We start from the raw sequence: 22,600 nt of genomic DNA, 5'->3' as shown, positions 1-22,600 counted from the left end.
ACACGAAGGGCCCTGCCCGACACACTCGGTGTCGGGCAGGGCCCTTCGCGTTCTTTCCCCGTACGGGGCTACGGGGCTCATCTCAGCCAGGGCAGATCCGCGCCGGAGTCCTCCGGCTGGAGCCCTTCCGCGAGCACGCGCATGATCTCGCCGAGCTGCTCCACCTGCTCCGGGGTGAGCCGGTCGAACATCGCCTGCCGCACCGTCTCCACATGCCCGGGCGCGGCCTTCTCCAGCACCGCGAAGCCGGCGTCCGTCAGGATCGCGTTCTGTCCGCGCTTGTCGGACGGGCACTCCTCGCGCCGCACCCAGCCGTTCTTCTCCAGCCGGGCGACGGCGTGCGAGAGACGGGAACGGGTGATCTTGGCGTCGATGGCCAGCTCGGTCATCCGCTTGCTGCGGCCCGGGGCGTGCGAGAGCTGCACCAGCAGGCCGTAATAGATGTGTGGCATCCCCGCGTCCCGCTGGAGCCGGCGGTCGAGATGGTCGTCGAAGAGGGTGGTGGCGTGGAGGTAGGCGCGCCAGACACGCTGCTCGTCGTCGGTGAGCCAGCGCGTCTCCCGCTCGCCCCCGCCGGTGGGTGCGGTTGTCATGGGTCCACTGTACGACCACTTCTTGAAAGTTGAACTATATGGGTCTACGGTGAGTATCGCTTTAACTTTCAAGAATTCTTTGTGTTCGAGGATCGGAGTCGTCACGATGACCGCCACCCCGGTCGCGGAGCGGATGCCCGCGATCTACCTCTCGCACGGCGCCCCGCCGCTCGCCGACGACCCGCTCTGGCCCGGCCAGCTCGCCGCCTGGTCCGCCGGACTGCCCCGCCCCAAGGCCGTCCTGATGGTCTCCGCCCACTGGGAGGAGGCCCCGCTCGCGCTCGGCGCGACCGAGACCGTGCCGCTGGTGTACGACTTCTGGGGCTTCCCCGAGCACTACTACCGGGTGCGGTACGCGGCCCCCGGCGCGCCCGAGCTGGCCGAGACCGTGCGCAAGATGCTGCGCGGCCCCGGCAGCCCCGTACAGGACATCCCCGACCGGGGGCTCGACCACGGCGCGTACGTACCGCTGGTGGAGATGTTCCCGGCGGCCGACATTCCGGTGCTCCAGATCTCGATGCCCACCCTGGACCCGCGCCGGCTGATGGAGATCGGGCGCAAGCTCGCCCCGCTGCGCGACGAGGGAGTCCTGATCGTCGGCAGCGGCTTCTTCACCCACAATCTGGCGGCGCTGCGCCAGGGCGGGATCCCCGGCTGGTCGGCGGAGTTCGACGACTGGGGGAACCGGGCGCTGGCGGCGGCCGACGTGGACGCGCTGCTGGACTTCGAGCACACCTCCCCGGCCGGGCGGCTCGCCCACCCGAGGACCGAGCACTTCGCCCCGCTCTTCGTCACCCTGGGCGCGGCCCAGGACGAGCTGGACGGCGCGCGGAGCGTGATCGACGGGTTCTGGATGGGGCTCGCGAAACGCTCGGTGCAGTACGGCTGAGTCCCCCGGGTCGGCCGAGTCCCCGGGTCGGGTCGCGTCCCCCAGGTCGGGTCGTGTCCCCCGGGTCAGTACGGGAAGGGCTCGTTCAGCTCGATCGAGCGGACGGCGGCGGTCAGCGCGCGCTCGTCGCCGATGTCGAGAGCGGTGTCGGTGAACTTGATGGTGTGGTCCTCGCCGTGCGCCGCCGCCCGCTCGAAGATCTCCTGCGCGCTCGCCCGGGTCGGGGTGTACGCCGCCGGGGCGTCCGGGCTGTAGGCGGCGGTCACCGCCGCGCTCGCCGCCCACGCGGCGGCCAGGCTGACCGGCCACAGCTCACGGGGGAGCGCGGGCAGCACCCGCAGTACGGCGTTGGGCGCGGTCGCGGAGTGCACCAGCATCACCGGCTCGCCGTGGCCATGGGTGGCGTAGCGATGGGTCGCGGCGGTGACCAGCTCGCGCAGCCGCGCGTGCGCGGCGTCGGGGTCCAGGGGAGCGGCGGTGGCCGGGGGCCAGCCGGGGAAGGCGGTCAGCTGCCTCAGCCGGTGCTCGATGCCGCCGGACCGGTCGGCCACCACGGGGACCGCGTCCAGCGCGGCGGCGGCGCTCGGCACGGCCGCCAGGGTCCGCGGCCCGCCCAGCGGGGAGTGCCGGGCGGCCCAGTAGCCGAGGGCGTGGGCCAGCTCGGTCACCCGGGGGCGGGTCTCCTCGGTGGTCAGCAGGGTGCGCACGGCATGGCCCGTCCGGATCACCGGGTGGGTGGCGCCGCCCGCGATACCGGGCAGCAGCCGGGGCCACCACTCGGCCAGGACCTCCCGCCAGGGGTGCTCGGCGGTCTCCCGCTCGAAGTGATCCGTCCAGTCGGTGATCCGCGCCGGGTCGCCGAGCGCCTCGCGCCAGTTCGACCCGGTGACCGGGGTCTGCCGGGGAGGCATCTCCTCCAGCTTGTCGCGGTAGCGGTCGAGCCAGCGGTGGACGGCCCCCGCCTGGCCGTGGCGCGCGAGCGCCTCGACGGCCATCGGGGCGTGATTGCTCAGCCAGCCGAGGTACTCGGGGCCGGAGGCGTGGATACGGTCGAGCGCTTCGTCGAGAGTGCCGGTGGTGTCCATGCGCCGACCGTAGGCGCGGGCCCGCCGGGTCCGTAACGGGCTGGAGTCCTACACCTGGTCCTACACCTCAGGGCCGATCCCCGCCTGATCCCCGCCCGGTACCCGGCGCGGCCCGGGCGGGGCGCGGCGTCGGGGTTCCGGGCAACCCGGGAGCGGTGGAGACCGTCCTTCAGGGTGGGAACGCGGTCCCGGACGACGTTGTTCACAGATACGTCGGCGAGATGAACGTGGCAGGCGTGACGGACGTCTCATGGGGTAGTCGCGCAGCGCGCCGCCGAGGGCGTCGGCCGACTGCCACGACCGGTCTGACCTGCGCCTCCAGTGATTCTGCGGTCATCTGTTCCGCCTCGGCGGCGGGACAGGGTACTGCAAGATCGTAAAAGTGGGGGTGCCACATGGGAATTCTGTCCGGATTCCAGTCGTTGTTTCCATCGGATGCAGGGCACCCGGAAGGGTGTCGCGACCTACTCAGCAAGGGAGCTCGCATGGCAACCCGTGCCGTCGCCCGTCGCCAGTCCGAGACCACCAGGACCACCGGCCGGGCCAGCAGCGTTCGCGCGGTGAGCGGCGAGATAGCCGACCGCGACCTGGTCGGCATGTACCTCGACGAGATCGCGCGCACACCGCTGCTCGACGCCGCCAAGGAGGTCGAGCTGTCCCAGATCATCGAGGCGGGTGTCTATGCCCGGCAGATCCTGGCCGGCGATGCCGAGAGCGAGAGCGGTGCCGCGGGTGCCGCGCGCGAGGAGCTCGAAGCCCTGGTGGCCGAGGGAGAGCGCGCCAAGGACGTCTTCATCCGCTCCAACCTCCGGCTGGTCGTGGCGGTCGCCCGGCGCTATCCGCGCAGCGGGCTGCCCCTGCTCGACCTGATCCAGGAGGGAAACGCGGGCCTGGTGCGCGCGGTCGAGAAGTTCGACTACGCCAAGGGTTTCAAGTTCTCCACGTATGCCACCTGGTGGATCCGCCAGGCGATCACCCGCTCCATAGCCGATCAGTCGCGCACCATCCGGCTCCCCGTCCATCTGGTGGAGGAGCTGGGCAGGATCCGCCGGGTGCAGCGCGAGTTCAACCGTGAGAAGGGCCGCGAGCCGGAGCCCGCGGAGATCGCGGAGGAGCTGGCCTCGACCCCCGCGCGCGTCATCGACGTGCTGGACTGGGCGCGCGACCCGGTCAGCCTCAACATGCCGGTGGACGACGCGGGCGAGACCCAGTTCGGCGATCTGCTGGAGGACACCTCGGCGGTCTCGCCGGAGCAGTCGGTGCTCACCCTGCTGCGCAGCGAGGGGCTCGACGATCTGATCGGCAAGCTCGACCAGCGCACCGCGTCGATCATCCGGATGCGTTACGGCATCGTGGACGGCCGTGAGCGGACGCTGACGGAGGTCGGCAAGGAGCACGGTCTGACCCGGGAGCGGATCCGGCAGATCGAGAAGCACGCTCTGCTGGAGCTGAAGAAGATGGCACGGGACACCGGCTTCGACGCCGCCGCGTGACCCCGTCCGCCGGGCGGGACCGCGTGATCCCGCGCCCGCCCGCCCAGAGCCGGGCCCCGAGGCCATCTCCCCCCTTGGCCTCGGGGTCCTTTCTTCTGCCCCCAGGCCTTCTGCCCCCAGGCCTTCGGCCCCGATGCCTTCCGCCCTCAGGCCTTCGCGGTGGCCGAGCGGGTCAGCCGGGCCCCCAGCTCTTCGAGGTGCGTGACCAGGGCCGGCGGCCCGTGCACGGTGAACTCGCAGTCGACCAGTGCCAGCCGCAGGGCCAGCCACTCCAGTGAGTCGGCCGACCGTGCCACCAGCCGGCAGCTTCCCTCGCCCGTCGGGGAGGGGGTGAGCGACTTCGGCAGCCGGGCCGAGACGAAGGCCGCCGGGGCCTCGAAGTCCACGTCCACCGCGTGCTCCTGCCGGTCCGGGCGGGTGTGTTTCAGCAGGTCGGCCCCCGCCGCGGGCAGCTCCCGGGGGGTGAAGCGCGCCCCCGTCGGGAATGGCTCCGACACCCGGTCGACCCGGAAGGTCCGCCAGGCCTCCCGCCCCACGTCGTACGCCACCAGATACCACCGGTAGCCCGTCGAGACCAGCCGGTGCGGCTCCACCAGACGCTTGCTCTCGACGCCGTCGCCCGCCCGGTAGCCGAAGCGCAGCCGCTCCCCGCCGGTGGCCGCGCTCGCGATCGTGGTCAGGGTGCGGGGGTCGATCGTCGCGCCGTCACCCCTGGCCAGCGGGACGGTGGCGGCCTGGAGGGCGGACACCCGGTGCCGCAGCCGGGCGGGCAGCACCTGCTCCAGCTTGGCCAGCGCCCGGACCGACGCCTCCTCGACGCCCTCGATCGCATGGCCCGCCCCGGCCCGCAGCCCCACCGCGATCGCGACGGCCTCCTCGTCGTCCAGCAGCAGCGGGGGCATCGCCGCTCCCGCCACCAGCCGGTATCCCCCGACCGCGCCCTTGGTCGCCTCGACCGGATAGCCCAGCTCCCGCAGCCGGTCGATATCCCGCCGGATCGTCCGGGCGCTGACCGAGAGGCGGCGGGAGAGCTCGCTGCTCGGCCACTCGCGCGGGGTCTGAAGAAGGGAGAGGAGATTCAGCAGCCGTGCCGGAGTATCCGTCATGGGCACCAGGATGCCTTCGATATAGGACATGTTCTGGCCTAGAAGACACTTAATGTCTTCCTCATGAGTCAACAGAGCCAACAGCCCGTCCCAGTCGGTGGCACCTCGGACCGCCGCCGCTGGATCGCCCTCGCCATCGTCATGACCGCCGCGTTCATGGACCTGGTCGATGTCACCATCGTGAATATCGCGATCCCCAGCATCGAGCGGGACCTCGGCACCTCCTTCAGCGAGATTCAGTGGATCACCGCCGGTTACGCACTCGCCTTCGCGGCCGGTCTGATCACGGGCGGTCGGCTCGGTGACATCTACGGCCGTAAGCGGATCTTCCTCATCGGCATCGCCGGCTTCACCCTCGCCTCCGCGCTCGGCGGCTTCGCCGCCAGCTCGGAGATGCTGGTCGGCTCCCGGATCCTCCAGGGCGCGATGGCCGCGCTGATGGTGCCGCAGGTGCTGTCGATCGTCCACGCCACCTTCCCGGCGCATGAGCGGGGCAAGGTCTTCGGCCTGTTCGGCGCGGTCGTCGGCCTGGGCGCGGTCTCCGGGCCGCTGCTCGGCGCGCTGCTGACCCAGTGGAACCTCTTCGGCCTGGAGTGGCGGCCCATCTTCCTCATCAATCTGCCGGTGGGCATCGCCGGTCTGATCCTCGGCCGGAAGTTCATCACCGAGTCCCGTGCGCCCAAGGCGCTGAAGCTGGACCTGATCGGTGTGCTGATGGTCACCGCGGCCCTGCTGCTGCTGATCTACCCGCTGACCCGGGGCCGTGAGCTGGACTGGCCGCTGTGGGGACATCTGTGCATGGCGGGCAGCCTGGTGGTGCTGACCGCGTTCGTGGCGTACGAGCGGTACAAGACCCGCAAGGACGGCTCGCCGCTGGTCGAGCTGTCGCTGTTCAAGGTGAAGAGCTTCGCCGCCGGTATCGCGGTGCAGCTCGTCTTCGGGGTCGTCCTCGGGGTGTTCTTCCTGGTGTGGACGTTGTACATGCAGATAGGGCTGGGCTGGACCCCACTGCGGGCCGGGCTGACGGGTGTTCCGTTCTCCATCGCGGTGTCGGCCGCCGCGGGTGTCTCCGTGCAGAAGCTGGTGCCGCGCTTTGGACGGAAGGTGCTTCAGGCGGGCGCGCTGACGATGGCGGCGGGGGTCCTGCTCTACATCTGGGCGGCCGGGCACTACGGCACCGGGATCAACTCCTGGCAGATGATCGCCCCGCTGGTCGTCATGGGAGTGGGCATGGGGCTGATCGTGGCCCCGCTGACCGACGCGGTCCTCTCCGATGTGCCGCGCGAGCACGCGGGCTCGGCCTCCGGGCTGATCAACACGATGGGCCAGACCGGCAACGCGCTCGGCCTCGGACTGGTCTCGGTGGTCTTCTTCGGCTCGATGAGCGGCTCGACCGGCGACGGGATCTCGGAGCACTCGGGGGCCGGCGCGGGCGCGGGGGTGCCGGAAGCGGTCGGCGAGGCTTTCGCGGACGCCTTCCAGAACTCCCTGTCCTGGGTGGTCGCGGTACTCGTAGTGATCTTCCTGGTGATGTTCGCGCTGCCCGCCCGGCCCAGGCCGAAGCCGGAGGCCGCCGAGCCCACCGAGCCCGAGGCGCACCGGGAGCCGGTGCTGACGCACTGACCCCTGCGCGGCCTCCTGCCGCGCGGGCGGCAGCCGAAAGACCTCACCGCACCCGCGCGCGCAGCTCCATGGCTTCGCGCGCGGCGTGCTCCGAGAGGTACACCTCGCACATGTGACGGCCGTCGGGGGTGGCGGTGTGCTCCACCTCCCACAGACTGATCTCGGCTCCGTCCAGCAGCAGGAACGCGTGCTCGTAGAGCGTGAACCCGGCGTCCTTGCCGCCCACCAGGCACTGCCGGGCGGAGACCTGGGTGATGTGGTGGGCGAAGGAGGAGCGCAGCAGCCGGGCCGTCTTCTCACCCGGCCGGTCCGCGTTCTCCGCGCGGCGCAGGACCCGGCGGGCGTGGTCCGCCGAGTCGTCCGGCGCGTACATCCGGGGGAGCGCCGCCGGAGGCGCGGCGATCAGATCGGCGAGCAGCGCGAAGTCCGCGTCGGGATCGTCTGACGGGCCCGTCGGTCCCGGGCGGGCGGCCTCCGGCCGGCCGGAGGACCAGGCGGGTCCGTCGTCCGCGCGGGGCGGAGGGAACGGGGACGGCGCGATGCCGCCGGGCTCGTCCGTGTCGGCGAAGCCGGGGAACCCCGCCGGGAGCCGGGACGCCGCGAGGCGCACCTCGGACTCCTCCGTGTACAGCTCGTGCTGCTCGACACCGCCCCGGGGACCGGTGCTGTGCACCAGCTCCCACAGCGTGAGCGCGCTGCCGTCGCTCAGCAGATAGGTGTGCCGGTAGGTGGCGCGGTCCAGCGAGCCGCTGTGGTGCGAGGAGTGCAGCGAACTCGCGTGAGCCAGTGCCGAGTCCAGTCGTTCGACCGTGGTGTCGGGCAGGTCGAAGGAGTTGAGCGCCCGGCCCAGGAGTCGCTTGAGGTGTGCCTCGGTCGTCTCATGCGGATCGTTCAAGGTGGGTCTCCAGGCCGTCGCCACAAGTAACTCGTTGATTGCTAAAAGTAGCCCCTTGTCCTTGCGACTCGTCCCCTCGTTGCGAAAAACGAAGCAAGTCTTTGTGAAGTTCCCCGCTTCGTGTCAACGGGCATGGCCCATGGATCAGTTGATGCCGTACAGCTCCCGGTACGAGGGGAAGACCCCGCCGGGGCCGCTCACGCTCTCGGCCGCCATGACCGCCTTCACGATGGCCCGGCTGACGCAGTCCGCGCCCGCCGCCAGCACATCGTTGAGCGCGAGCGGGTTTCCGGCGGCCGGCTCCACGGCCCCGGTGGCGAGGGTGAAGACGGTGTCCCCGTCGTTCAGAAGGTGCACCGGGCGCACGGCGCGCGCGATGCCGTCGTGCGCCGTGCCCGCGAGCTTCTGCGCCTGGGCCCGGGTGAGCGCGGCATCGGTGCCGACCACCGCGAGCGTGGTGTTCAGCGGCTGCGGACCGCTCGCCGCGACCGCCTCCGCCAGCCTCCGGGCCGCCCGCGCGTGCACCGCCGGCCCGGGAGGGCGTACGGCGCCCTCGAAGTACCTCCCGTACAGCACCCCTGTGAGCGGATCGACCGCCGACCCCACCGCGTTGACGGCCACCAGGGCCGCGACGGTGATGCCCGGGCCCGGCAGAAACACGCTCGCCGTCCCCACCCCTCCCTTCAGACCGCCGACCACCGCGCCCGTCCCCGCGCCCGTGTTCCCCATCGCCACCGGCGCGCCGAGCGGGCCGCGCGCCGCGTCCTCGATCGCGGCCCGCCCGGTGGCCGCGTCGGGCCGGGCCCGCCACTGGCCGCCGCGCCCCAGGTCGAAGAGGCAGGCCGCGGGCACCACCGGCACCACCTGCCCGGGGCCGCCGACCGGCACCCCCCGGCCCCGCTCCTCCAGCCAGGCCATCACCCCGCTCGCCGAGTCCAGCCCGTAGGCGCTGCCGCCGGTCAGGACGACCGCCTCGATCCGCTCCACCAGATTGCGCGGGTCGAGCGCGTCGGTCTCCCGGGTGCCCGGACCGCCGCCGCGCACATCCACGGCGGCCACCGCCCCGCCCTCCGGCGCGAGCACGACCGTCGTACCGCTCAGCGCCCGCTCGCCCGCCACCCGCGCGTGCCCGACGCGCAGCCCGGCCACATCCGTCAACGCGTCGTTCCCGCCCGGCGGCCTCGCCCAGTCGCTCATGCCTCCCTGGGTATCACGGCCGGGCCCCGGGGGCGGTCCGCGCGGGCCCGTTACGCCCGTACGGGCAGCGGGGTCCGCGCGCGGTCGCTGAGGATCACTCCGGCCGCGACGGTGGCCGCGGCGACCAGTCCGGCCGCGAACACCGCCCAGCCGCCCGCGAAGGTGCACCCGAGGATCGCCACCGCCGCCAGCGGGAGGGTCAGCTGCTGGACCGTGCCGTGCTTGAAGTGCCGGGCGTGCAGCAGCCAGACGGTCAGCAGGAACACGGCGGTGGGCACCGTGACGGACGCTCCCGCCGCGAACGAGGAGATGTGCGCGACCCCGGCCCCGTGCTCGACGGCCACCTCCATGCCCGCCCCGATCGCCGCCGCCGAGCCGAAGATCAGCACATGGCCGTAGCCCCAGGGCAGCGCCTGCCGGTTGGAGATCAGCCGTTCGTGCGCCGGCACGGCGAAGTAGATCCACCACGCGGAGAAGATGATCAGCAGCCCTCCGGCGGCGATGGGCAGCAGCTCGGCGACCGCCTTGTGCTCGTCCACCGCCGACTGCACGGCGACCGTGCTCGCCGCCATCGTCTCGCCCAGCACGATCAGGGTGAACAGCCCGTACCGCTCCACGATGTGGTGCGCGTGCCACGGCGTCTCCCGGCGCCGCTCGGCGAACGGCGGGACCAGCAGCTCGGCCACGACCACGATCGGGAACAGCCAGTGCCGCCAGCCCTGCGGCGCGAACAGCAGGGCCACCCAGCCCGCCTGGCAGAGCATGATCCCGGCGGCATACGTCAGCGCGACCGCCCTGGCCCGGCCCCGCTCCGCCGAGGCCGCCCGCAGCCACTGACTCGTCAGCGCCAGCCGCATGATCAGATAGCCGGCGACCGCGACGTTCCACTCGTTCTCGTTGAAGGCCCGGGGAACCCCGGCCGCGTAGACGAGGACGCCCGCGATCTGGACGAGGGTCGCGATCCGGTAGGGGACGTCGTCGCAGTCGTACGCGGAGGCGAACCAGGTGAAGTTCATCCAGGCCCACCACACGCCGAAGAAGACGAAGCAGTAGCCGACGAGGCCGGTGGCGGGGTGGCCCTCGGCGAGCGAGTGGACGAGCTGCGCACCGGCCTGGGCGACCGCGACCACGAAGCACAGGTCGAAGAACAGCTCCAGCGGGGTGGCCGCGCGATGTGCCTCGTCCCGGCTGCGGGGAGCCATCCGCCGCAGCGGCTCGTAGCCGTCCGCCTCGCTGCCCGTCCCCGCGCCGGGCCCGTGCGCCGGGTCCGGGGCCGGGTCCGCTGTGTGCCCCGGGTTCTCCGGGTTCTCCGGGTTCTCCGGGGCGTCTGAGCTGCCTGAGCGCGTCATACGTCCAGAACAGCAGAGACCCCGCCGCCGGGCGGCGGGACGCGCGCCCGGCGGATGACGTCCCATCCGCCCGGCCCTTCGGCCCCGGTTTCGGCCCCGGTTTCGGTCCCGGTCCGGGACCCGGGCCGGGGGAGTGCCGGGCGCCGCCGCCGTACCCTGGAGACATGAGCACCGCCCCCGCCCCCGGACCGCGAGACGCGAAGCCTTCCCGACAGCGGCCCGCCGCGCCGAGGATCGACTTCGACGATCCGCTGGACCAGCCGTCCTCGGACGATACGGACCGGGGATGGGGCGAGCGGCCCGCCGCGAGCGGCGGCTCCGCCGACGACTTGGCGCGCTTCCTCGACGAGAAGCCGCCCCACCACCTCTGAGCGCGGGCCCTCCCGGCGTCGGGCCCCGCTCCCGCTACAGCCTGCCGGGCCCGGATTCCGTACCGGGACCGGAGCCGGAGCCGGAGCCGGGACCGCTGCCGAAGCCAGTGCCCGATCCGGGAGCCGAGCCGCCCCGGGACTGCGCCACCAGCGCGTCCCGGATCTCCTTGAGCACCTCCAGCTCGGACAGCTCCACGACCTCCTTGGTGCCTTCCTTCGCCGCGTCCCTGGCCGCCTTGCGCGCCAGGTACTTCGACATGGGCAGCACCATCAGGAAGTAGACGACGGCGGCGGTGATCAGGAAGGTCAGAATGGCCCCGAGGACGGAACCCCAAAGGATCTTGATGCCGTCGACCTCGCCGTTCACCACCTTGCAGGTGCCCTTGAGGCAGGAGCTGTAGGCGTCGAGGTCCTTGGTGCCGAACGCGCCGACCAGCGGGTTGATGATGCCCTTCACCACGGAGTTCACCACGGAGGTGAACGCCGCGCCGATGACGACGGCCACCGCCAGGTCGATCACATTGCCGCGCATCAGGAAGGCCTTGAAGCCCTCCAGAACGCTGACCTTCTTCTCGCTCACAAGTGAGCCTTTCTTCGCATTTCGTACAGGGGACGGAACAAAACCTCCCGCAACCTACGGCAAGGCCGGGGCGGGCTGTCCACTTCACGGGTACGAAGAGGTGACGCGTCGGTACGTCAGTACGAGTGAACGCCCTTTCCACTCCCTGCCGACGGCTCAGCACAGGCTCACCGCCAGGGCGCCCGCCGCGCTCGCGGCGGCCAGTTCGGCGGCGACGGCGCGCGGCACGGAGAGCATCACCAGCGCGCCGCCGTCGGCCGGCCCGGCGGCCCTCGGCACCCCGGCCACCCGCACCCCCGTCGCCACCACCCGGGCCCCGGGCTGATCCGCCCGGTCCGAGCGCGGCGGCGGGGGGAGGGGCATCGCGATCACATCCACCCGGTCGCCCGGACGCAGCAGCCGGACCGTCGCCGCGTCGGCGATCCGCACCGGGGCCGAGACCAGCGCGTGGACCACGGGCCTCCGCGAGGCCCGCTCCCCGCCGCCCGCCCCGTCCGGAACGGCCCGCCCGCTCCCGGCCCCGGGCCCGGCACTTCCGCCGTCGGCACCACGGGGAGCCGACGCGGCCAGCGCCGCCGCCGTCAGCGCGACCCCGGCCGCCAGCGCCCGCCGCCGCCTCCCGACCGCCCGCCGCAGCCGGTGCGCCCCGCCCCGGACCCGGATCGGCGCGAACTCCGGGACCCCGGAAGGCGGGCCCCCGGAAGACGGGCCCCCGGAAGAAGAGGAAGAGGAAGAGGGAAACGACATCGGTACCCGCACCGCCCGTCATGGAGAGGGTGTCCCGGCCGCCACCGGCCGGAACCTCGCCCCTTCACGATGCGCCGTCCGCCCCGATCCCGCCGAAGCCTGTGGACGGCCCACGGCCTGTGGACAACTCCCTCACCCGGACGGGTCCCCGAACGAGTCCCCGAGCAGCGGTCAGGGCAGCTCCATCCCCAGCTTCCACCCCTCGTGAACACTCACGCACAGACAATCCCGCTCCCCGGTCGCCGGGAGCGCCCCCACCGCGTCGAAGAGCACCTTCCGCAGCTCCCCCACCTTCTCGCCGAAGACCCGCATCACCTCCGTGTGCGAGACCCCCTCCCCGGTCTCGGTCCCCGCGTCCAGGTCGGTGACCAGCGACAGCGAGGTGTAGCAGAGCTCCAGCTCACGAGCGAGCACCGCCTCCGGATGCCCGGTCATGCCCACCACCGACCAGCCCGCCGCCGCGTGCCAGCGCGATTCGGCCCGGGTGGAGAACCTCGGCCCCTCTATGACGACCATCGTTCCGCCGTCCACCGCCTCCCAGTCGCGCCCCCGCGCCGCCTTCAGCGCCACGGCCCGGCCGGTCGGACAGTAGGGATCGGCGAAGGTGGTGTGCACCACGTTGGGGACAACGCCGTCAGCCCTGGGCTCCCCGTCGAAGTACGTCTGCGCCCGGGTCTTCGTCCGGTCCACCAGCTGATCGGGTACGAGCAGCGTCCCCGGCCCGTACTCGGGCCGCAGCCCGCCCACCGCGCACGGCCCGAGCACCTGCCGCACCCCCACCGAGCGCAGGGCCCACAGATTGGCCCGGTAGTTGATGCGGTGCGGCGGGATGTGGTGGGAGCGGCCGTGCCGGGGGAGGAAGGCGACGCGCCGCCCGGCCACCTCGCCGAAGAACAGGGAGTCGCTGGGGCTGCCGTAAGGGGTGTCGACCTCGACCTCGGTCACGTCCTCCAGGAAGGAGTAGAAACCCGAGCCGCCGATGACACCGATCTCTGCGTTCATGTCCACGTCCACGTCAGTCATGCCGAGCACACTATCGACGCGCGGAAGAGGTCCACGGGGCCCACGGGGACGGATACGCCGAGGGCCCCGCCGTGTGGAACGGCGGGGCCCTCGGCGGAAAACGATGGAGATCGGTGAAGGCCGGTGAAGGCCGGTGAAGAAGAAGAGCCGGAATCAGGCGGCGGAGCTGCTGCCGCCGGAACCCGTGGAACTCGACGACGACGAAGAAGACGAGGTCGATGAAGAAGAGGACGAGGACGACGAGGACGCGGACGCCTTCGCGTCGGACGACGACGACTTCGTGTCGGACGACTTCGACGTGGACGACGCGGCAGGCGTGCTGCTCGACGAGGAGCCCCTGCTGTCGTTGCGGTAGAAGCCGGAGCCCTTGAAGACAATGCCGACTGCCGAGAACACCTTCTTCAGGCGTCCCTCGCAATTCGGGCACACGGTCAGGGCGTCATCGGTGAACTTCTGCACCGCCTCAAGGCCCTCGCCGCATTCGGTGCACTGATACTGGTAGGTCGGCACTGTGTCTTCCTCCTGGCACTCTGACTCAATGAGTGCTAACGACGGTCCATAGTGACGTATTCCGCTGCGTCAGTCCACCGCCACCGGCTCTCGGTGATCCATCCCACTCGCCCCACGGGCGGCGATCAAGCCCCCGCCCTGGCCCCCGCCGCCCTGCGGCGAAAGCCGGGAACGCAAGGTCAGAAGCGTGATCAGAGCCAGTACGGTGCCCACGAGCGGCACCACGAAACCCGCGCTCGCGCCCTTGGCGTCGGCGAGCTGTCCGGCCGCCGTGACGGCCGCCGCCTGGCCGAGAGCCACTGCTCCCGTCAGCCAGGTGAAGGCCTCGGTCCGGGCCGAGGCCGGCACCAGCGACTCCACCAGGGTGTAGCCGCCGATCAGCGCGGGGGCGATGCAGAGCCCGACCAGCAGGCCGAGCGCCGCGAGCAGGGCGACCGAGTGGACCGCCCAGAGCCCGGACGCGGCCAGGGTCAGCCCCACGTAACCGATCACCACTCTGCGTCGCGGGCCGCTCTTCCAGGCGATGGCGCCGCAGGCGACGCCCGCGAGCATATTGCCGCCCGCGAAGATCCCGTACAGCAGTCCGTTGACGCTCGGATCGCCGATCTCCTCGCTGAAGGCGGTCAGCGAGACCTGCATGCCGCCGAAGACCGAGCCGATGCCGAGGAAGGCGATCACCAGGACGCGTATGCCCGGGATGGAGAGCGCCGAGACCCGGGGGCCGGAGCCGTCGGCGGAGCCCCGCGGCAGCACCTTCGGCTGGGTGCGCTTCTGCGCGGCGAAAAGCAGACCGCCGACCAGGGTCAGGGCCGCTTCGGCGATCAGGCCGGCCGCCGGGTGGACACCGGCGCAGAGCGCGGTGGCGAGGACCGGTCCGACGACGAAGGTGAACTCGTCGGTCACCGACTCGAAGGCGGCGGCCGTCGGCATCAGCGGCGAACCGTCCAGCTTCGCGGCCCAGCGGGCGCGGACCATCGGGCCTATCTGCGGTACGGAGGCGCCCGTCGGCACCGCCGCGACGAACAGGGCCCACAGGGGGGCGTCCGCGAGCGCCAGGGCGGTCAGGGCCGATACGGACGCGGTGTGGATGAGCACGCCCGGGAGCAGGACGGCGCGCTGGCCGAAGCGGTCGGCGAGCTTGCCGCTCTGCGGGGCGAACAGGGCCATCGAGACACCGGTCGCGGCGGCGACGGCTCCGGCGCTGCCGTAGGAGCCGGTGGTGTGCTGGACCAGCAGCACGATGCCGATGGTGAGCATCGCGAAGGGCTGTCGGGCGGCGAAGCCCGGAAGCAGGAAGGTCCAGACGCCGGGGGTGCGGAGGAGCTGTCCGTACCCGGGGCGGGGGTCTTTCGTGACCGTGGATGCCACGGCCCGTGCCTTTCTGCCGCCTGGTGACGTCCCCGGGGGTACGGGGAGGCCGAGAGCTGTCCTCTACGCGCGGGACTGCGGTAGATACCGGGTCCTGGGGGGACGATTCGGCCGCCATACGGTCGCGCCAGCTCTGCGTCAGGCAGAGGTGGTCGATCAATACCCGCTCATATTACAGGGAGCCCCGGCCCGCCGTCCTGACCGGCCGGAACCGGCCGGTCAGGACGACGGGCGGCGGACGGGTCACGGTCCCGTGCCCAGCCAGCCCGCGAGCTTGCCGCCGTGCGCGACGGCCCGGAGGCGTTTCTCGGTGGCGTCGCGCACGGGGTCGGTCGCGACGACGAGCAGTTCGTCGCCCCGGCGCAGCACGGTGGCCGGCAGCGGGACGAAGCTCTTCCCGTCGCGGACGACGAGGGTGACCGCCGCCCCCGGCGGCAGCCGCAGCTCCGCGACCTCGACGCCGTGCATCTTGGACTCGTCGGGGATCGAGACCGAGAGCAGATGCCCGCGCAGCCGCTCCAGCGGCGCGGACTCCACGCCCAGGTCGGACGGGTCGCCGGGGCCGATCTTCAGGGCCCTGGCCAGCCAGGGCAGGGTGGGGCCCTGGAGCAGGGTGTAGACGACGACCAGGACGAAGACGATGTTGAAGATCCGGTCGCTGCCCTCGACCCCGGCCACCATGGGGATGGTGGCCAGAATGATGGGCACCGCCCCGCGCAGCCCCGCCCAGGAGAGCAGCACCTGCTCCCGCCGGGGGATGCGGAACGGCAGCAGGCTGAGGAAGACCGACACCGGCCGCGCCACCATGGTCAGCACCAGTCCCACGGTCACCGCGGGCCAGAAGTCGTCCACCAGCTCGTGCGGCGTCACCAGCAGACCGAGCAGGACGAACATCCCGATCTGGGCGATCCAGCCCAGCCCCTCGGCGAAGCCCCGGTTGGCGGGGGCGTGCGGCAGCTTGGCGTTCCCGAGCACCATGGCGGCGAGGTAGACCGCGAGGAATCCGCTGCCGTGGACCATGGCCCCGGCCGCGTACGCCACCACCGCGATCGCCATCACGGCGATCGGGTACAGACCCGAGGCGGGCAGCGCCACATGCCGCAGCCCGAACGCGCCGAGGAATCCGGCCGCCAGACCGACGGCCGCGCCGATGGCGAGCTCCAGCGCGATCGTGCCGACCAGGACGTACCAGTCGTCCACCGGACCGGCCGTCGAGAAGGCCACCACCAGGATGACCACCGGGGCGTCGTTGAAGCCGGACTCGGCCTCCAGCACACCTGTCACCCTGGACGGCAGCGGCACCTTGCGCAGTACGGAGAAGACGGCCGCCGCGTCCGTCGAGGACACCACCGCGCCGATGATGAGCGCCTGCCGCCACTCCAGGCCGACCAGATAGTGCGCGGCGGACGCGGTGATGCCCACGCTGATCGCGACACCGGCGGTCGAGAGCGCGACGGCCGCGGGCAGCGCGGGTTTGACCTCGTGCCACTTGGTGCCCAGTCCGCCCTCGGCGAGGATCACCACAAGCGCGGCATAGCCGATCACCTGCGTCAGCTCGGCGTTGTTGAACTCGACGTCGAAGAAACCGTCCTGCCCTATCGCGATCCCGATGCCGAGATACAGCAGCAGGCTGGGGAGCCCGCTGCGCGAGGAGACGCGTACCGCCGCGACGGCGATGAGCAGCACGAGCGAGCAGATGAGCAGGAGTTCGTTGAGCTGGTGGACAGTCAGTGGCCGATCCTTCCCCTCGCGCCTCTACGTGCCGGATCGCTGATCCGGGCGGCGACACTTCGTTACCTTACCTAATCTTTAACGTTTCCTTGACGCCCGATCCCGCGTGGATCTTCTCCATGGGCCGCCGTGCGCCCGCCCCGTGAACAGGGGCCCCTCGCTCTCACCCGGTGCACCGCTTTCGGATACCGCGTCAGGGGCGGTGGGGCGCTGCGCCTATGGTTGGCTCCAGCACTCCTGTACCAGCCTGCGCCTCGAAGGACAGCGATGCCCTCCAACACAACCGCCTCTTCCCCCAAGAAGAAGAAGGGGCGACGCGCCCGCCTGCTTGTGATCTTCCTGGTACTGGCGCTGCTCGGCGGCATCGGATACGGCGGGTACTGGGGTGTCAGCACCGTGCGCGCCTCCTTCCCGCAGACCACCGGCACGATAGAGATCGAGGGCCTGCGCGGCGAGGTCGAGGTGAAGCGCGACGACTACGGCATTCCGCAGATCTACGCGGACACCGACGAGGATCTCTTCCGCGCTCAGGGCTTCGTCCACGCTCAGGACCGCTTCTGGGAGATGGACGTACGCCGTCATATGACGGCGGGACGGCTCTCCGAGATGTTCGGCGAGAGCCAGGTCGAGACGGACGCGTTCCTGCGTACGCTCGACTGGCGCGGCGTCGCGCAGAAGGAATACGACGAGAAGCTGACGGCCGAGACGAAGAACCACCTCAAGGCGTACGCCGCCGGTGTCAACGCGTATCTCGCGGGCAAGGGCGCGAAGGATCTCTCCGTCGAGTACGCGGCGCTCGCCTTCACCAACGACTACAAGCCCGAGCCGTGGACGCCGGTCGATTCGGTGGCCTGGCTCAAGGCGATGGCGTGGGACCTCCGGGGCAACATGGAGGAGGAGATCGACCGCTCGCTGCTGACCAGCAGGCTGAGCAAGAAGCAGATCAAGGAGCTGTACCCGTCGTATCCGTACGACAGGAACAAGCCGATCATGGAACGCGGCGGGATCGACCCGGTCACCGGGAAGTTCGACCCCGAGGCCACGCCCTCGGGCACCGCCAACGGCCAGACCGCGCCGGTCGGTACGGGCACGGGCACAGGTACCGGTACGGGTACAGGTACGGGCACGGGTACGGGCACGGGTACAGGTACGGGCACAGGTACTGGGACCGGCACGGGCACAGGTACGGGCACCGGCACCGGCACGGCCGGCACCCCCGCCGACGCCACCCAGGGCCTCAACACCCAGCTCGCCGCGCTCGCCGACACCCTCGACACCATCCCCGCCCTGCTCGGCCCCAGCGGCAACGGCATCGGCTCCAACTCCTGGGTCGTCTCCGGCAAGTACACGACGACCGGCAAGCCGCTGCTCGCCAACGACCCGCACCTCGCTCCCCAGCTGCCCTCGCTCTGGTACCAGATGGGCCTGCACTGCCGGAAGGTCAGCGAGTCCTGCCAGTACCAGACCGCCGGTTTCACCTTCTCCGGAATGCCCGGTGTGATCATCGGACACAACGAGGACATCGCCTGGGGCTTCACCAACCTCGGCGCGGACGTGACCGACCTCTATCTGGAGAAGCTCACCGGCAACACCTACCAGGTCGGTGACGAGCAGAAGAAGCTCATCACCCGCAAGGAGGTCATCGAGGTCGCGGGCGGCAAGCCGAAGCCCATCACGGTCCGCGCCACCGAGCACGGCCCGCTGGTCTCCGACCGCAGCACCGAGCTGGCGCAGGTCGGCCAGAAGGCCCCGGTCTCCAACGCCGCCCCGGACCGCGCGACCGGCTACGGCGTCGCGCTCCAGTGGACGGCCCTCCAGCCCGGCAAGTCGATGGACGCGGTCTTCGCGCTCAACCGCGCGAACGACTTCGCCTCCTTCCGCAAGGCGGCCAAGGACTTCGAGGTCCCCTCCCAGAACCTGATCTACGCCGACAGCGAGAACAACATCGGCTACCAGGCCCCCGGCAAGATCCCGCGGCGCGCGGCGGGCGACGGCTCCGCCCCCGCGCCCGGCTGGGACCCGGAGTACCGCTGGAAGGACTACATCCCCTTCGACGAGATGCCGTACGAGTTCAACCCGAAGCGCGGCTACATCGTCACCGCCAACCAGGCCGTCGTGGACGCCGACAAGTACCCGTACGCCATCACCGAGGACTACGGATACGGCGCGCGCAGCCAGCGGCTCAACAATCTGATCGAGTCCAAGATCAAGGGTGGCGGCAAGATCTCCACCGAGGACATGCGGACCATGCAGATGGACAACGCGAGCGAGATCGCGAAGCTGCTGACCCCGCATCTGCTGAAGATCGACATCGACGACCCGTATGTCCGCGAGGCCCAGAAGCTGCTGGAGACCTGGGACTACACCCAGGAGCCGGACTCGGCCGCCGCCGCCTACTTCAACGGTGTGTGGCGCAACATCCTCAAGCTCGCCTTCGGCAACAAGCTGCCCAAGGAGCTGAGGGTGGAGGGCGAGTGCCTGAGCGTCCGCCCGGCGGACAGCACCGTTCCGGACGACGAGCTGAGCGAGCGGGTCATCGAGTGCGGCGAGCGCGACGCGGACTCGGCGCAGCCGGACGGCGGCGACCGCTGGTTCGAGGTGGTGCGCGGCATCGTCGAGGACGAGAAGAACCCGTGGTGGCGCGCGCCCGCCAGCCGCTCCGACAAGGCCGCCGACACCCGTGACGAGCTGTTCGCACGGGCCATGGAGGACGCCCGCTGGGAGCTGACGGCCGAGCTGGGCAAGGACATCGACAGCTGGAGCTGGGGCCGGCTGCACCAGCTCAAGCTGAAGAACCAGACCCTCGGCACGGACGGCCCCGGCGTCCTGAAGTTCCTGCTCAACCGGGGCCCCTGGGACCTGGGCGGCGGCGAGGCCACCGTCAACGCCACCGGCTGGAACGCGGCCGCGGGCTACGACGTCGTCTGGGTGCCGTCCATGCGCATGGTGGTGAACGTGGGTGACTGGGACAAGTCGGACTGGATCAATCTGACGGGCGCGTCCGGGCACGCCTACAGCGCGCACTACACGGATCAGACCGACAAGTGGGCCGAGGGCGAACTCCTCGACTGGTCCTTCACCGAGGAAGCGGTCGAGACCAACACCGTCGACACACTCACGCTGAAGCCGTAAACCGGCGCACCCCCTCGGGGGTGACCACAGCCTGTACGGGGTGGTCGTGCGGCTCCTCCGGGACCCGCGCGACCACCTCGTTCGCGTACAGCAGCACCACCAGCGCCGGGTGCGCGCCATGGGCCGCGAGCCGCGCCAGCACCCGGTCGTACGAGCCGCCCCCGCGCCCGAGCCGCAGCCCCCGGCCGTCCACCGCGAGCCCGGGCAGCAGCACGGCCCCGGCGGCGAGCACCGCGTCCGGGCCCAGCCGGGGCCCGTCCGGCTCCAGCAGCCCGCGCCCGGCGGCGACGAGGTGCTCCGCGCCCCGGTACTCGCCCCAGTCGAGATCGTCGTCGGCCATCAGGACCGGCAGCAGCACGCGTACGCCCCGGGCGCGCAGCGCCTCCAGCAGCGCGCGGGTGCCCGGCTCGCTCCCCACCGAGACATACGCGGCGACGGTGGCCGCGCCCGACAACTCCTCCAGGCGCGCCGCCCGGTCCGCGAAGGCGGCGTCGGTCTCCTTCAGCAGCTCGGGGGTGAGCCGCCGCCGTGCGGCCAGCAGTTCACTCCGAATGGCGCGCTTTGTCGTCATTTCTTCGCTCATATGGGATGAAAGGCCTCTCCTGTGCGGCTCGGGGCGGAGGGCTTGTCCGATGCCCGCTCCGCCTCCCCGGTCACCGGATATTGTGCTGAACATGAATGAGTCGAACACCAGGATCAGCAAGGCGGTCATCCCCGCCGCCGGCCTCGGCACGCGCTTCCTGCCTGCCACCAAAGCCACTCCCAAGGAGATGCTGCCTGTCGTCGACAAGCCCGCGATCCAGTACGTCGTGGAGGAGGCGGTCGCCGCCGGACTCTCCGACGTGCTCATGGTCACGGGCCGCAACAAGCGCCCGCTCGAAGACCACTTCGACCGCAACTACGAGCTGGAGGAGGCGCTGACCCGCAAGGGGGACGAGGAGCGCCTGAAGAAGGTCCAGGAGTCCAGCGACCTCGCCACCATGCACTACGTCCGCCAGGGCGACCCGCGCGGCCTCGGCCACGCCGTCCTCTGCGCCGCCCCGCACGTCGGCGACCAGCCCTTCGCCGTCCTCCTCGGCGACGACCTGATCGACCCGCGCGACCCGCTGCTCGCCCGCATGGTCGAGATCCAGGAGCGCGAGGGCGGCAGCGTCATCGCCCTCATGGAGGTCGAGCCCGAGCAGATCCATCTCTACGGCTGCGCCGCCGTCGAGGCCACCGGCGAGTCCGACGTCGTCAGGGTGACCCGGCTGGTCGAGAAGCCCTCCGCCGCCGAGGCCCCGAGCAACCTCGCCATCATCGGCCGCTACGTCCTGGACCCCGCCGTCTTCGCCATACTCCGCGAGACCGAACCGGGCCGGGGCAATGAGATCCAGCTCACCGACGCCCTGGAGAAGCTCGCCGCCGACGAGACGATCGGCGGCCCGGTGCACGGCGTCGTCTTCAAGGGCCGCCGCTACGACACCGGCGACCGGGGCGACTATCTGCGGGCCATTGTCAGACTCGCATGCGAACGTGAGGACCTGGGACCCGAGTTCCGGAGTTGGCTCCAGACGTATGTGACCGAGGAGATGTAACGACGGTGAGCAGCGCGATCTGGTCGGTGGACGACCACCTGGAGGACATCCTCGCGACGATCCGCCCACTGGATCCGATCGAACTGCAACTGATGGACGCGCAGGGCTGCGTCCTCGTCGAGGACGTCACCGTCCCCGTCGCCCTGCCGCCCTTCGACAACAGCTCCATGGACGGGTACGCGGTCCGCGTCGCCGATGTCCAGGGGGCGAGCGAGGAGTTCCCCGCCGTCCTCACCGTCATCGGCGACGTCGCGGCCGGCGGCGGCGAGCCGCCCGCCGTGGGGCCCGGCCAGGCCGCCCGGATCATGACCGGCGCACCGCTGCCGCCCGGGGCCGAGGCCGTCGTCCCGGTCGAGTGGACCGACGGCGGCAGCGGCGGCGGACCCGCCACCGAGATGCGCCCCGCGGGCCGGGCCCCCGAGGACGCGAGCGGCGAGGTCCGCGTCCACCGCGCCGCCGCCGAGGGCGCGCACATCCGCTCGCGCGGCAGCGATGTGAAGGCCGGGGAGCTGGCCCTCGCCCGGGGCACCGTCCTCGGCCCGCCCCAGCTCGGCCTGCTCGCCGCGATCGGCCGGGGCACGGTCCGGGTGCGCCCCAGGCCGCGCGTCGTCGTGCTCTCCACCGGCAGCGAGCTGGTGCAGCCGGGCGAGAGCCTCGGCGAGGGCCAGATCTACGACTCCAACAGCCATGCCCTGGCCGCCGCCGCGCGCGACGCGGGCGCGCTCGCCTACCGGGTCGGCGCGGTCACCGACGACGCCGACACCCTCCGCTCCACCATCGAGGACCAGCTCATCCGCGCCGATCTGCTGGTCACCACCGGCGGCGTCAGCGTCGGCGCGTACGACGTGGTCAAGGAGGCCCTCAGCTCCGTCGGCGAGGGGGAGGACGACCCCGGCACCGGGATCGACTTCCGCACCCTGGCCATGCAGCCCGGCAAGCCCCAGGGCTTCGGCACCATCGGCCCCGACCACATCCCGCTGCTCGCCCTGCCCGGCAACCCGGTCTCCTCCTACGTCTCCTTCGAGCTGTTCGTCCGCCCCGCGATCCGCACCCTGATGGGTCTGACGGACATCCACCGCCCCCGGGTGCGCGCCGAGCTGAAGACCGACAAGGCCCTCACCTCGATCCCCGGACGCCGGCAGTTCCTGCGCGGCGCCCACGACCCGGCGGACGGCTCCGTCACCCCCGTGGGCGGCTCCGGCTCCCATCTGGTCGCCGCCCTCGCCCATGCCAACTGTCTGATCGTGCTCCCGGAGGAGGTCGAGTCGGCCGAGCCCGGCACGGAGGTCCAAGTGGTCCTCCTCGGCTGACGCGGCCGCCGGGAAGGTACC

20 protein-coding genes are annotated in these 22,600 nt (G+C 71.5%); 7 read left to right on the top strand and 13 right to left on the bottom strand.

The window, feature by feature from the left end; translation table 11 throughout:
• Nucleotides 1-77: 77 nt before the first annotated feature.
• Nucleotides 78-593 carry a MarR family winged helix-turn-helix transcriptional regulator gene (locus IE247_RS08715; RefSeq protein ID WP_190122374.1) on the bottom strand — a complete coding sequence of 172 codons (516 nt, stop codon included), beginning with the start codon at nucleotides 591-593 and terminating at the stop codon, nucleotides 78-80.
• Nucleotides 594-699: 106 nt separating this feature from the next.
• Here IE247_RS08715 and IE247_RS08710 point away from each other — a divergent pair, with 106 nt between their 5' ends.
• The gene (locus IE247_RS08710) at nucleotides 700-1,482 is read left to right on the top strand and encodes a dioxygenase family protein (RefSeq protein ID WP_190122373.1); all 783 of its coding nucleotides are present in this window, start codon (nucleotides 700-702) and stop codon (nucleotides 1,480-1,482) included.
• A gap of 65 nt (nucleotides 1,483-1,547) precedes the next feature.
• Here the strand turns inward: IE247_RS08710 and IE247_RS08705 are convergent, their stop codons facing one another.
• Nucleotides 1,548-2,567 carry a questin oxidase family protein gene (locus tag IE247_RS08705; RefSeq protein ID WP_190122372.1) on the bottom strand — a complete coding sequence of 340 codons (1,020 nt, stop codon included), beginning with the start codon at nucleotides 2,565-2,567 and terminating at the stop codon, nucleotides 1,548-1,550.
• Between the two features lie 485 nt (nucleotides 2,568-3,052).
• On the opposite strand from IE247_RS08705, the gene IE247_RS08700 reads away from it, so the two are divergent.
• A complete protein-coding gene (locus IE247_RS08700) occupies nucleotides 3,053-4,060 on the top strand; it encodes a sigma-70 family RNA polymerase sigma factor (RefSeq protein WP_190122371.1) in 1,008 nt (335 codons plus the stop codon).
• 146 nt (nucleotides 4,061-4,206) lie between these two features.
• Here the strand turns inward: IE247_RS08700 and IE247_RS08695 are convergent, their stop codons facing one another.
• Nucleotides 4,207-5,166 carry a helix-turn-helix transcriptional regulator gene (locus IE247_RS08695; protein WP_190122370.1) on the bottom strand — a complete coding sequence of 320 codons (960 nt, stop codon included), beginning with the start codon at nucleotides 5,164-5,166 and terminating at the stop codon, nucleotides 4,207-4,209.
• Between the two features lie 63 nt (nucleotides 5,167-5,229).
• Here IE247_RS08695 and IE247_RS08690 point away from each other — a divergent pair, with 63 nt between their 5' ends.
• Nucleotides 5,230-6,789, top strand: a complete 1,560-nt coding sequence (locus tag IE247_RS08690) for an MFS transporter (RefSeq protein ID WP_229868878.1) — start codon at nucleotides 5,230-5,232, stop codon at nucleotides 6,787-6,789.
• Nucleotides 6,790-6,832: 43 nt separating this feature from the next.
• Here IE247_RS08690 and IE247_RS08685 read toward each other — a convergent pair whose 3' ends face one another.
• From IE247_RS08685 to IE247_RS08675, 3 genes are all read right to left on the bottom strand, one after another.
• Complete coding sequence (locus tag IE247_RS08685) at nucleotides 6,833-7,684, bottom strand: DUF6227 family protein (protein ID WP_190122369.1); 852 nt, start codon at nucleotides 7,682-7,684, stop codon at nucleotides 6,833-6,835.
• Between the two features lie 144 nt (nucleotides 7,685-7,828).
• On the bottom strand, nucleotides 7,829-8,881 hold the full coding sequence (locus tag IE247_RS08680) for a P1 family peptidase (protein WP_190122368.1): 1,053 nt from the start codon (nucleotides 8,879-8,881) through the stop codon (nucleotides 7,829-7,831).
• Between the two features lie 50 nt (nucleotides 8,882-8,931).
• Nucleotides 8,932-10,083, bottom strand: a complete 1,152-nt coding sequence (locus IE247_RS08675) for a low temperature requirement protein A (protein WP_229868955.1) — start codon at nucleotides 10,081-10,083, stop codon at nucleotides 8,932-8,934.
• A 311-nt stretch (nucleotides 10,084-10,394) separates the two neighbouring features.
• On the opposite strand from IE247_RS08675, the gene IE247_RS08670 reads away from it, so the two are divergent.
• Entirely contained in the window at nucleotides 10,395-10,601 is a 207-nt protein-coding gene (locus tag IE247_RS08670; protein WP_190122366.1) for a hypothetical protein, read from the top strand.
• Between the two features lie 34 nt (nucleotides 10,602-10,635).
• Here IE247_RS08670 and mscL read toward each other — a convergent pair whose 3' ends face one another.
• From mscL to IE247_RS08640, 6 genes are all read right to left on the bottom strand, one after another.
• Entirely contained in the window at nucleotides 10,636-11,181 is a 546-nt protein-coding gene (mscL, locus tag IE247_RS08665) for a large conductance mechanosensitive channel protein MscL (RefSeq protein ID WP_190122365.1), read from the bottom strand.
• Between the two features lie 156 nt (nucleotides 11,182-11,337).
• Nucleotides 11,338-11,637 (bottom strand): RcpC/CpaB family pilus assembly protein, encoded by a 300-nt coding sequence (locus IE247_RS34865; RefSeq protein ID WP_308433209.1) that lies wholly within the window; start codon nucleotides 11,635-11,637, stop codon nucleotides 11,338-11,340.
• Between the two features lie 462 nt (nucleotides 11,638-12,099).
• Nucleotides 12,100-12,951 (bottom strand): S-methyl-5'-thioadenosine phosphorylase, encoded by an 852-nt coding sequence (locus IE247_RS08655; RefSeq protein ID WP_190122363.1) that lies wholly within the window; start codon nucleotides 12,949-12,951, stop codon nucleotides 12,100-12,102.
• A gap of 153 nt (nucleotides 12,952-13,104) precedes the next feature.
• A complete protein-coding gene (locus IE247_RS08650; protein ID WP_190122362.1) occupies nucleotides 13,105-13,461 on the bottom strand; it encodes an FmdB family zinc ribbon protein in 357 nt (118 codons plus the stop codon).
• Nucleotides 13,462-13,530: 69 nt separating this feature from the next.
• On the bottom strand, nucleotides 13,531-14,829 hold the full coding sequence (locus tag IE247_RS08645; RefSeq protein WP_190122361.1) for an MFS transporter: 1,299 nt from the start codon (nucleotides 14,827-14,829) through the stop codon (nucleotides 13,531-13,533).
• 243 nt (nucleotides 14,830-15,072) lie between these two features.
• Nucleotides 15,073-16,515, bottom strand: a complete 1,443-nt coding sequence (locus IE247_RS08640; RefSeq protein ID WP_308433208.1) for a potassium/proton antiporter — start codon at nucleotides 16,513-16,515, stop codon at nucleotides 15,073-15,075.
• Nucleotides 16,516-16,827: 312 nt separating this feature from the next.
• On the opposite strand from IE247_RS08640, the gene IE247_RS08635 reads away from it, so the two are divergent.
• Nucleotides 16,828-19,692, top strand: coding sequence for a penicillin acylase family protein (locus IE247_RS08635; RefSeq protein WP_190122360.1), 2,865 nt, complete (start codon nucleotides 16,828-16,830; stop codon nucleotides 19,690-19,692).
• Here IE247_RS08635 and IE247_RS08630 read toward each other — a convergent pair.
• Nucleotides 19,676-20,263 (bottom strand): 5-formyltetrahydrofolate cyclo-ligase, encoded by a 588-nt coding sequence (locus IE247_RS08630; protein ID WP_229868874.1) that lies wholly within the window; start codon nucleotides 20,261-20,263, stop codon nucleotides 19,676-19,678. The genes IE247_RS08635 and IE247_RS08630 overlap by 17 nt on opposite strands.
• 103 nt (nucleotides 20,264-20,366) lie before the next feature.
• Here IE247_RS08630 and galU point away from each other — a divergent pair, with 103 nt between their 5' ends.
• Nucleotides 20,367-21,269: a UTP--glucose-1-phosphate uridylyltransferase GalU gene (galU, locus tag IE247_RS08625; protein ID WP_190122358.1), complete on the top strand. Its 903-nt coding sequence runs from the start codon at nucleotides 20,367-20,369 to the stop codon at nucleotides 21,267-21,269.
• Between the two features lie 5 nt (nucleotides 21,270-21,274).
• Nucleotides 21,275-22,579, top strand: a complete 1,305-nt coding sequence (gene glp / locus IE247_RS08620; protein WP_190122357.1) for a molybdotransferase-like divisome protein Glp — start codon at nucleotides 21,275-21,277, stop codon at nucleotides 22,577-22,579.
• Nucleotides 22,580-22,600: the final 21 nt, after the last annotated feature.

This window comes from Streptomyces inusitatus (assembly GCF_014651115.1).
In the GTDB taxonomy this organism is placed as follows: Bacteria; Actinomycetota; Actinomycetes; order Streptomycetales; family Streptomycetaceae; genus Streptomyces; species Streptomyces amakusaensis.
The sequence above is the reverse complement of the archived record's forward strand: the minus strand, read 5'-3'. Positions and strand labels throughout refer to the sequence as shown.

Excerpts from the sequence above, each read along its gene's own strand:
- IE247_RS08675 (WP_229868955.1), bottom strand. The coding sequence starts at position 10,083 with ATGGCTCCCCGCAGCCGGGACGAGGCACATCGCGCGGCCACCCCGCTG.
- IE247_RS08655 (WP_190122363.1), bottom strand. The coding sequence starts at position 12,951 with ATGACTGACGTGGACGTGGACATGAACGCAGAGATCGGTGTCATCGGC.
- IE247_RS08670 (WP_190122366.1), top strand. The coding sequence starts at position 10,395 with ATGAGCACCGCCCCCGCCCCCGGACCGCGAGACGCGAAGCCTTCCCGA.
- IE247_RS08705 (WP_190122372.1), bottom strand. The coding sequence starts at position 2,567 with ATGGACACCACCGGCACTCTCGACGAAGCGCTCGACCGTATCCACGCC.
- IE247_RS08695 (WP_190122370.1), bottom strand. The coding sequence starts at position 5,166 with ATGACGGATACTCCGGCACGGCTGCTGAATCTCCTCTCCCTTCTTCAG.
- IE247_RS08700 (WP_190122371.1), top strand. The coding sequence starts at position 3,053 with ATGGCAACCCGTGCCGTCGCCCGTCGCCAGTCCGAGACCACCAGGACC.
- IE247_RS08710 (WP_190122373.1), top strand. The coding sequence starts at position 700 with ATGACCGCCACCCCGGTCGCGGAGCGGATGCCCGCGATCTACCTCTCG.
- IE247_RS08680 (WP_190122368.1), bottom strand. The coding sequence starts at position 8,881 with ATGAGCGACTGGGCGAGGCCGCCGGGCGGGAACGACGCGTTGACGGAT.
- IE247_RS08635 (WP_190122360.1), top strand. The coding sequence starts at position 16,828 with ATGCCCTCCAACACAACCGCCTCTTCCCCCAAGAAGAAGAAGGGGCGA.
- IE247_RS08715 (WP_190122374.1), bottom strand. The coding sequence starts at position 593 with ATGACAACCGCACCCACCGGCGGGGGCGAGCGGGAGACGCGCTGGCTC.
- IE247_RS08690 (WP_229868878.1), top strand. The coding sequence starts at position 5,230 with ATGAGTCAACAGAGCCAACAGCCCGTCCCAGTCGGTGGCACCTCGGAC.
- IE247_RS08630 (WP_229868874.1), bottom strand. The coding sequence starts at position 20,263 with ATGACGACAAAGCGCGCCATTCGGAGTGAACTGCTGGCCGCACGGCGG.
- galU (WP_190122358.1), top strand. The coding sequence starts at position 20,367 with ATGAATGAGTCGAACACCAGGATCAGCAAGGCGGTCATCCCCGCCGCC.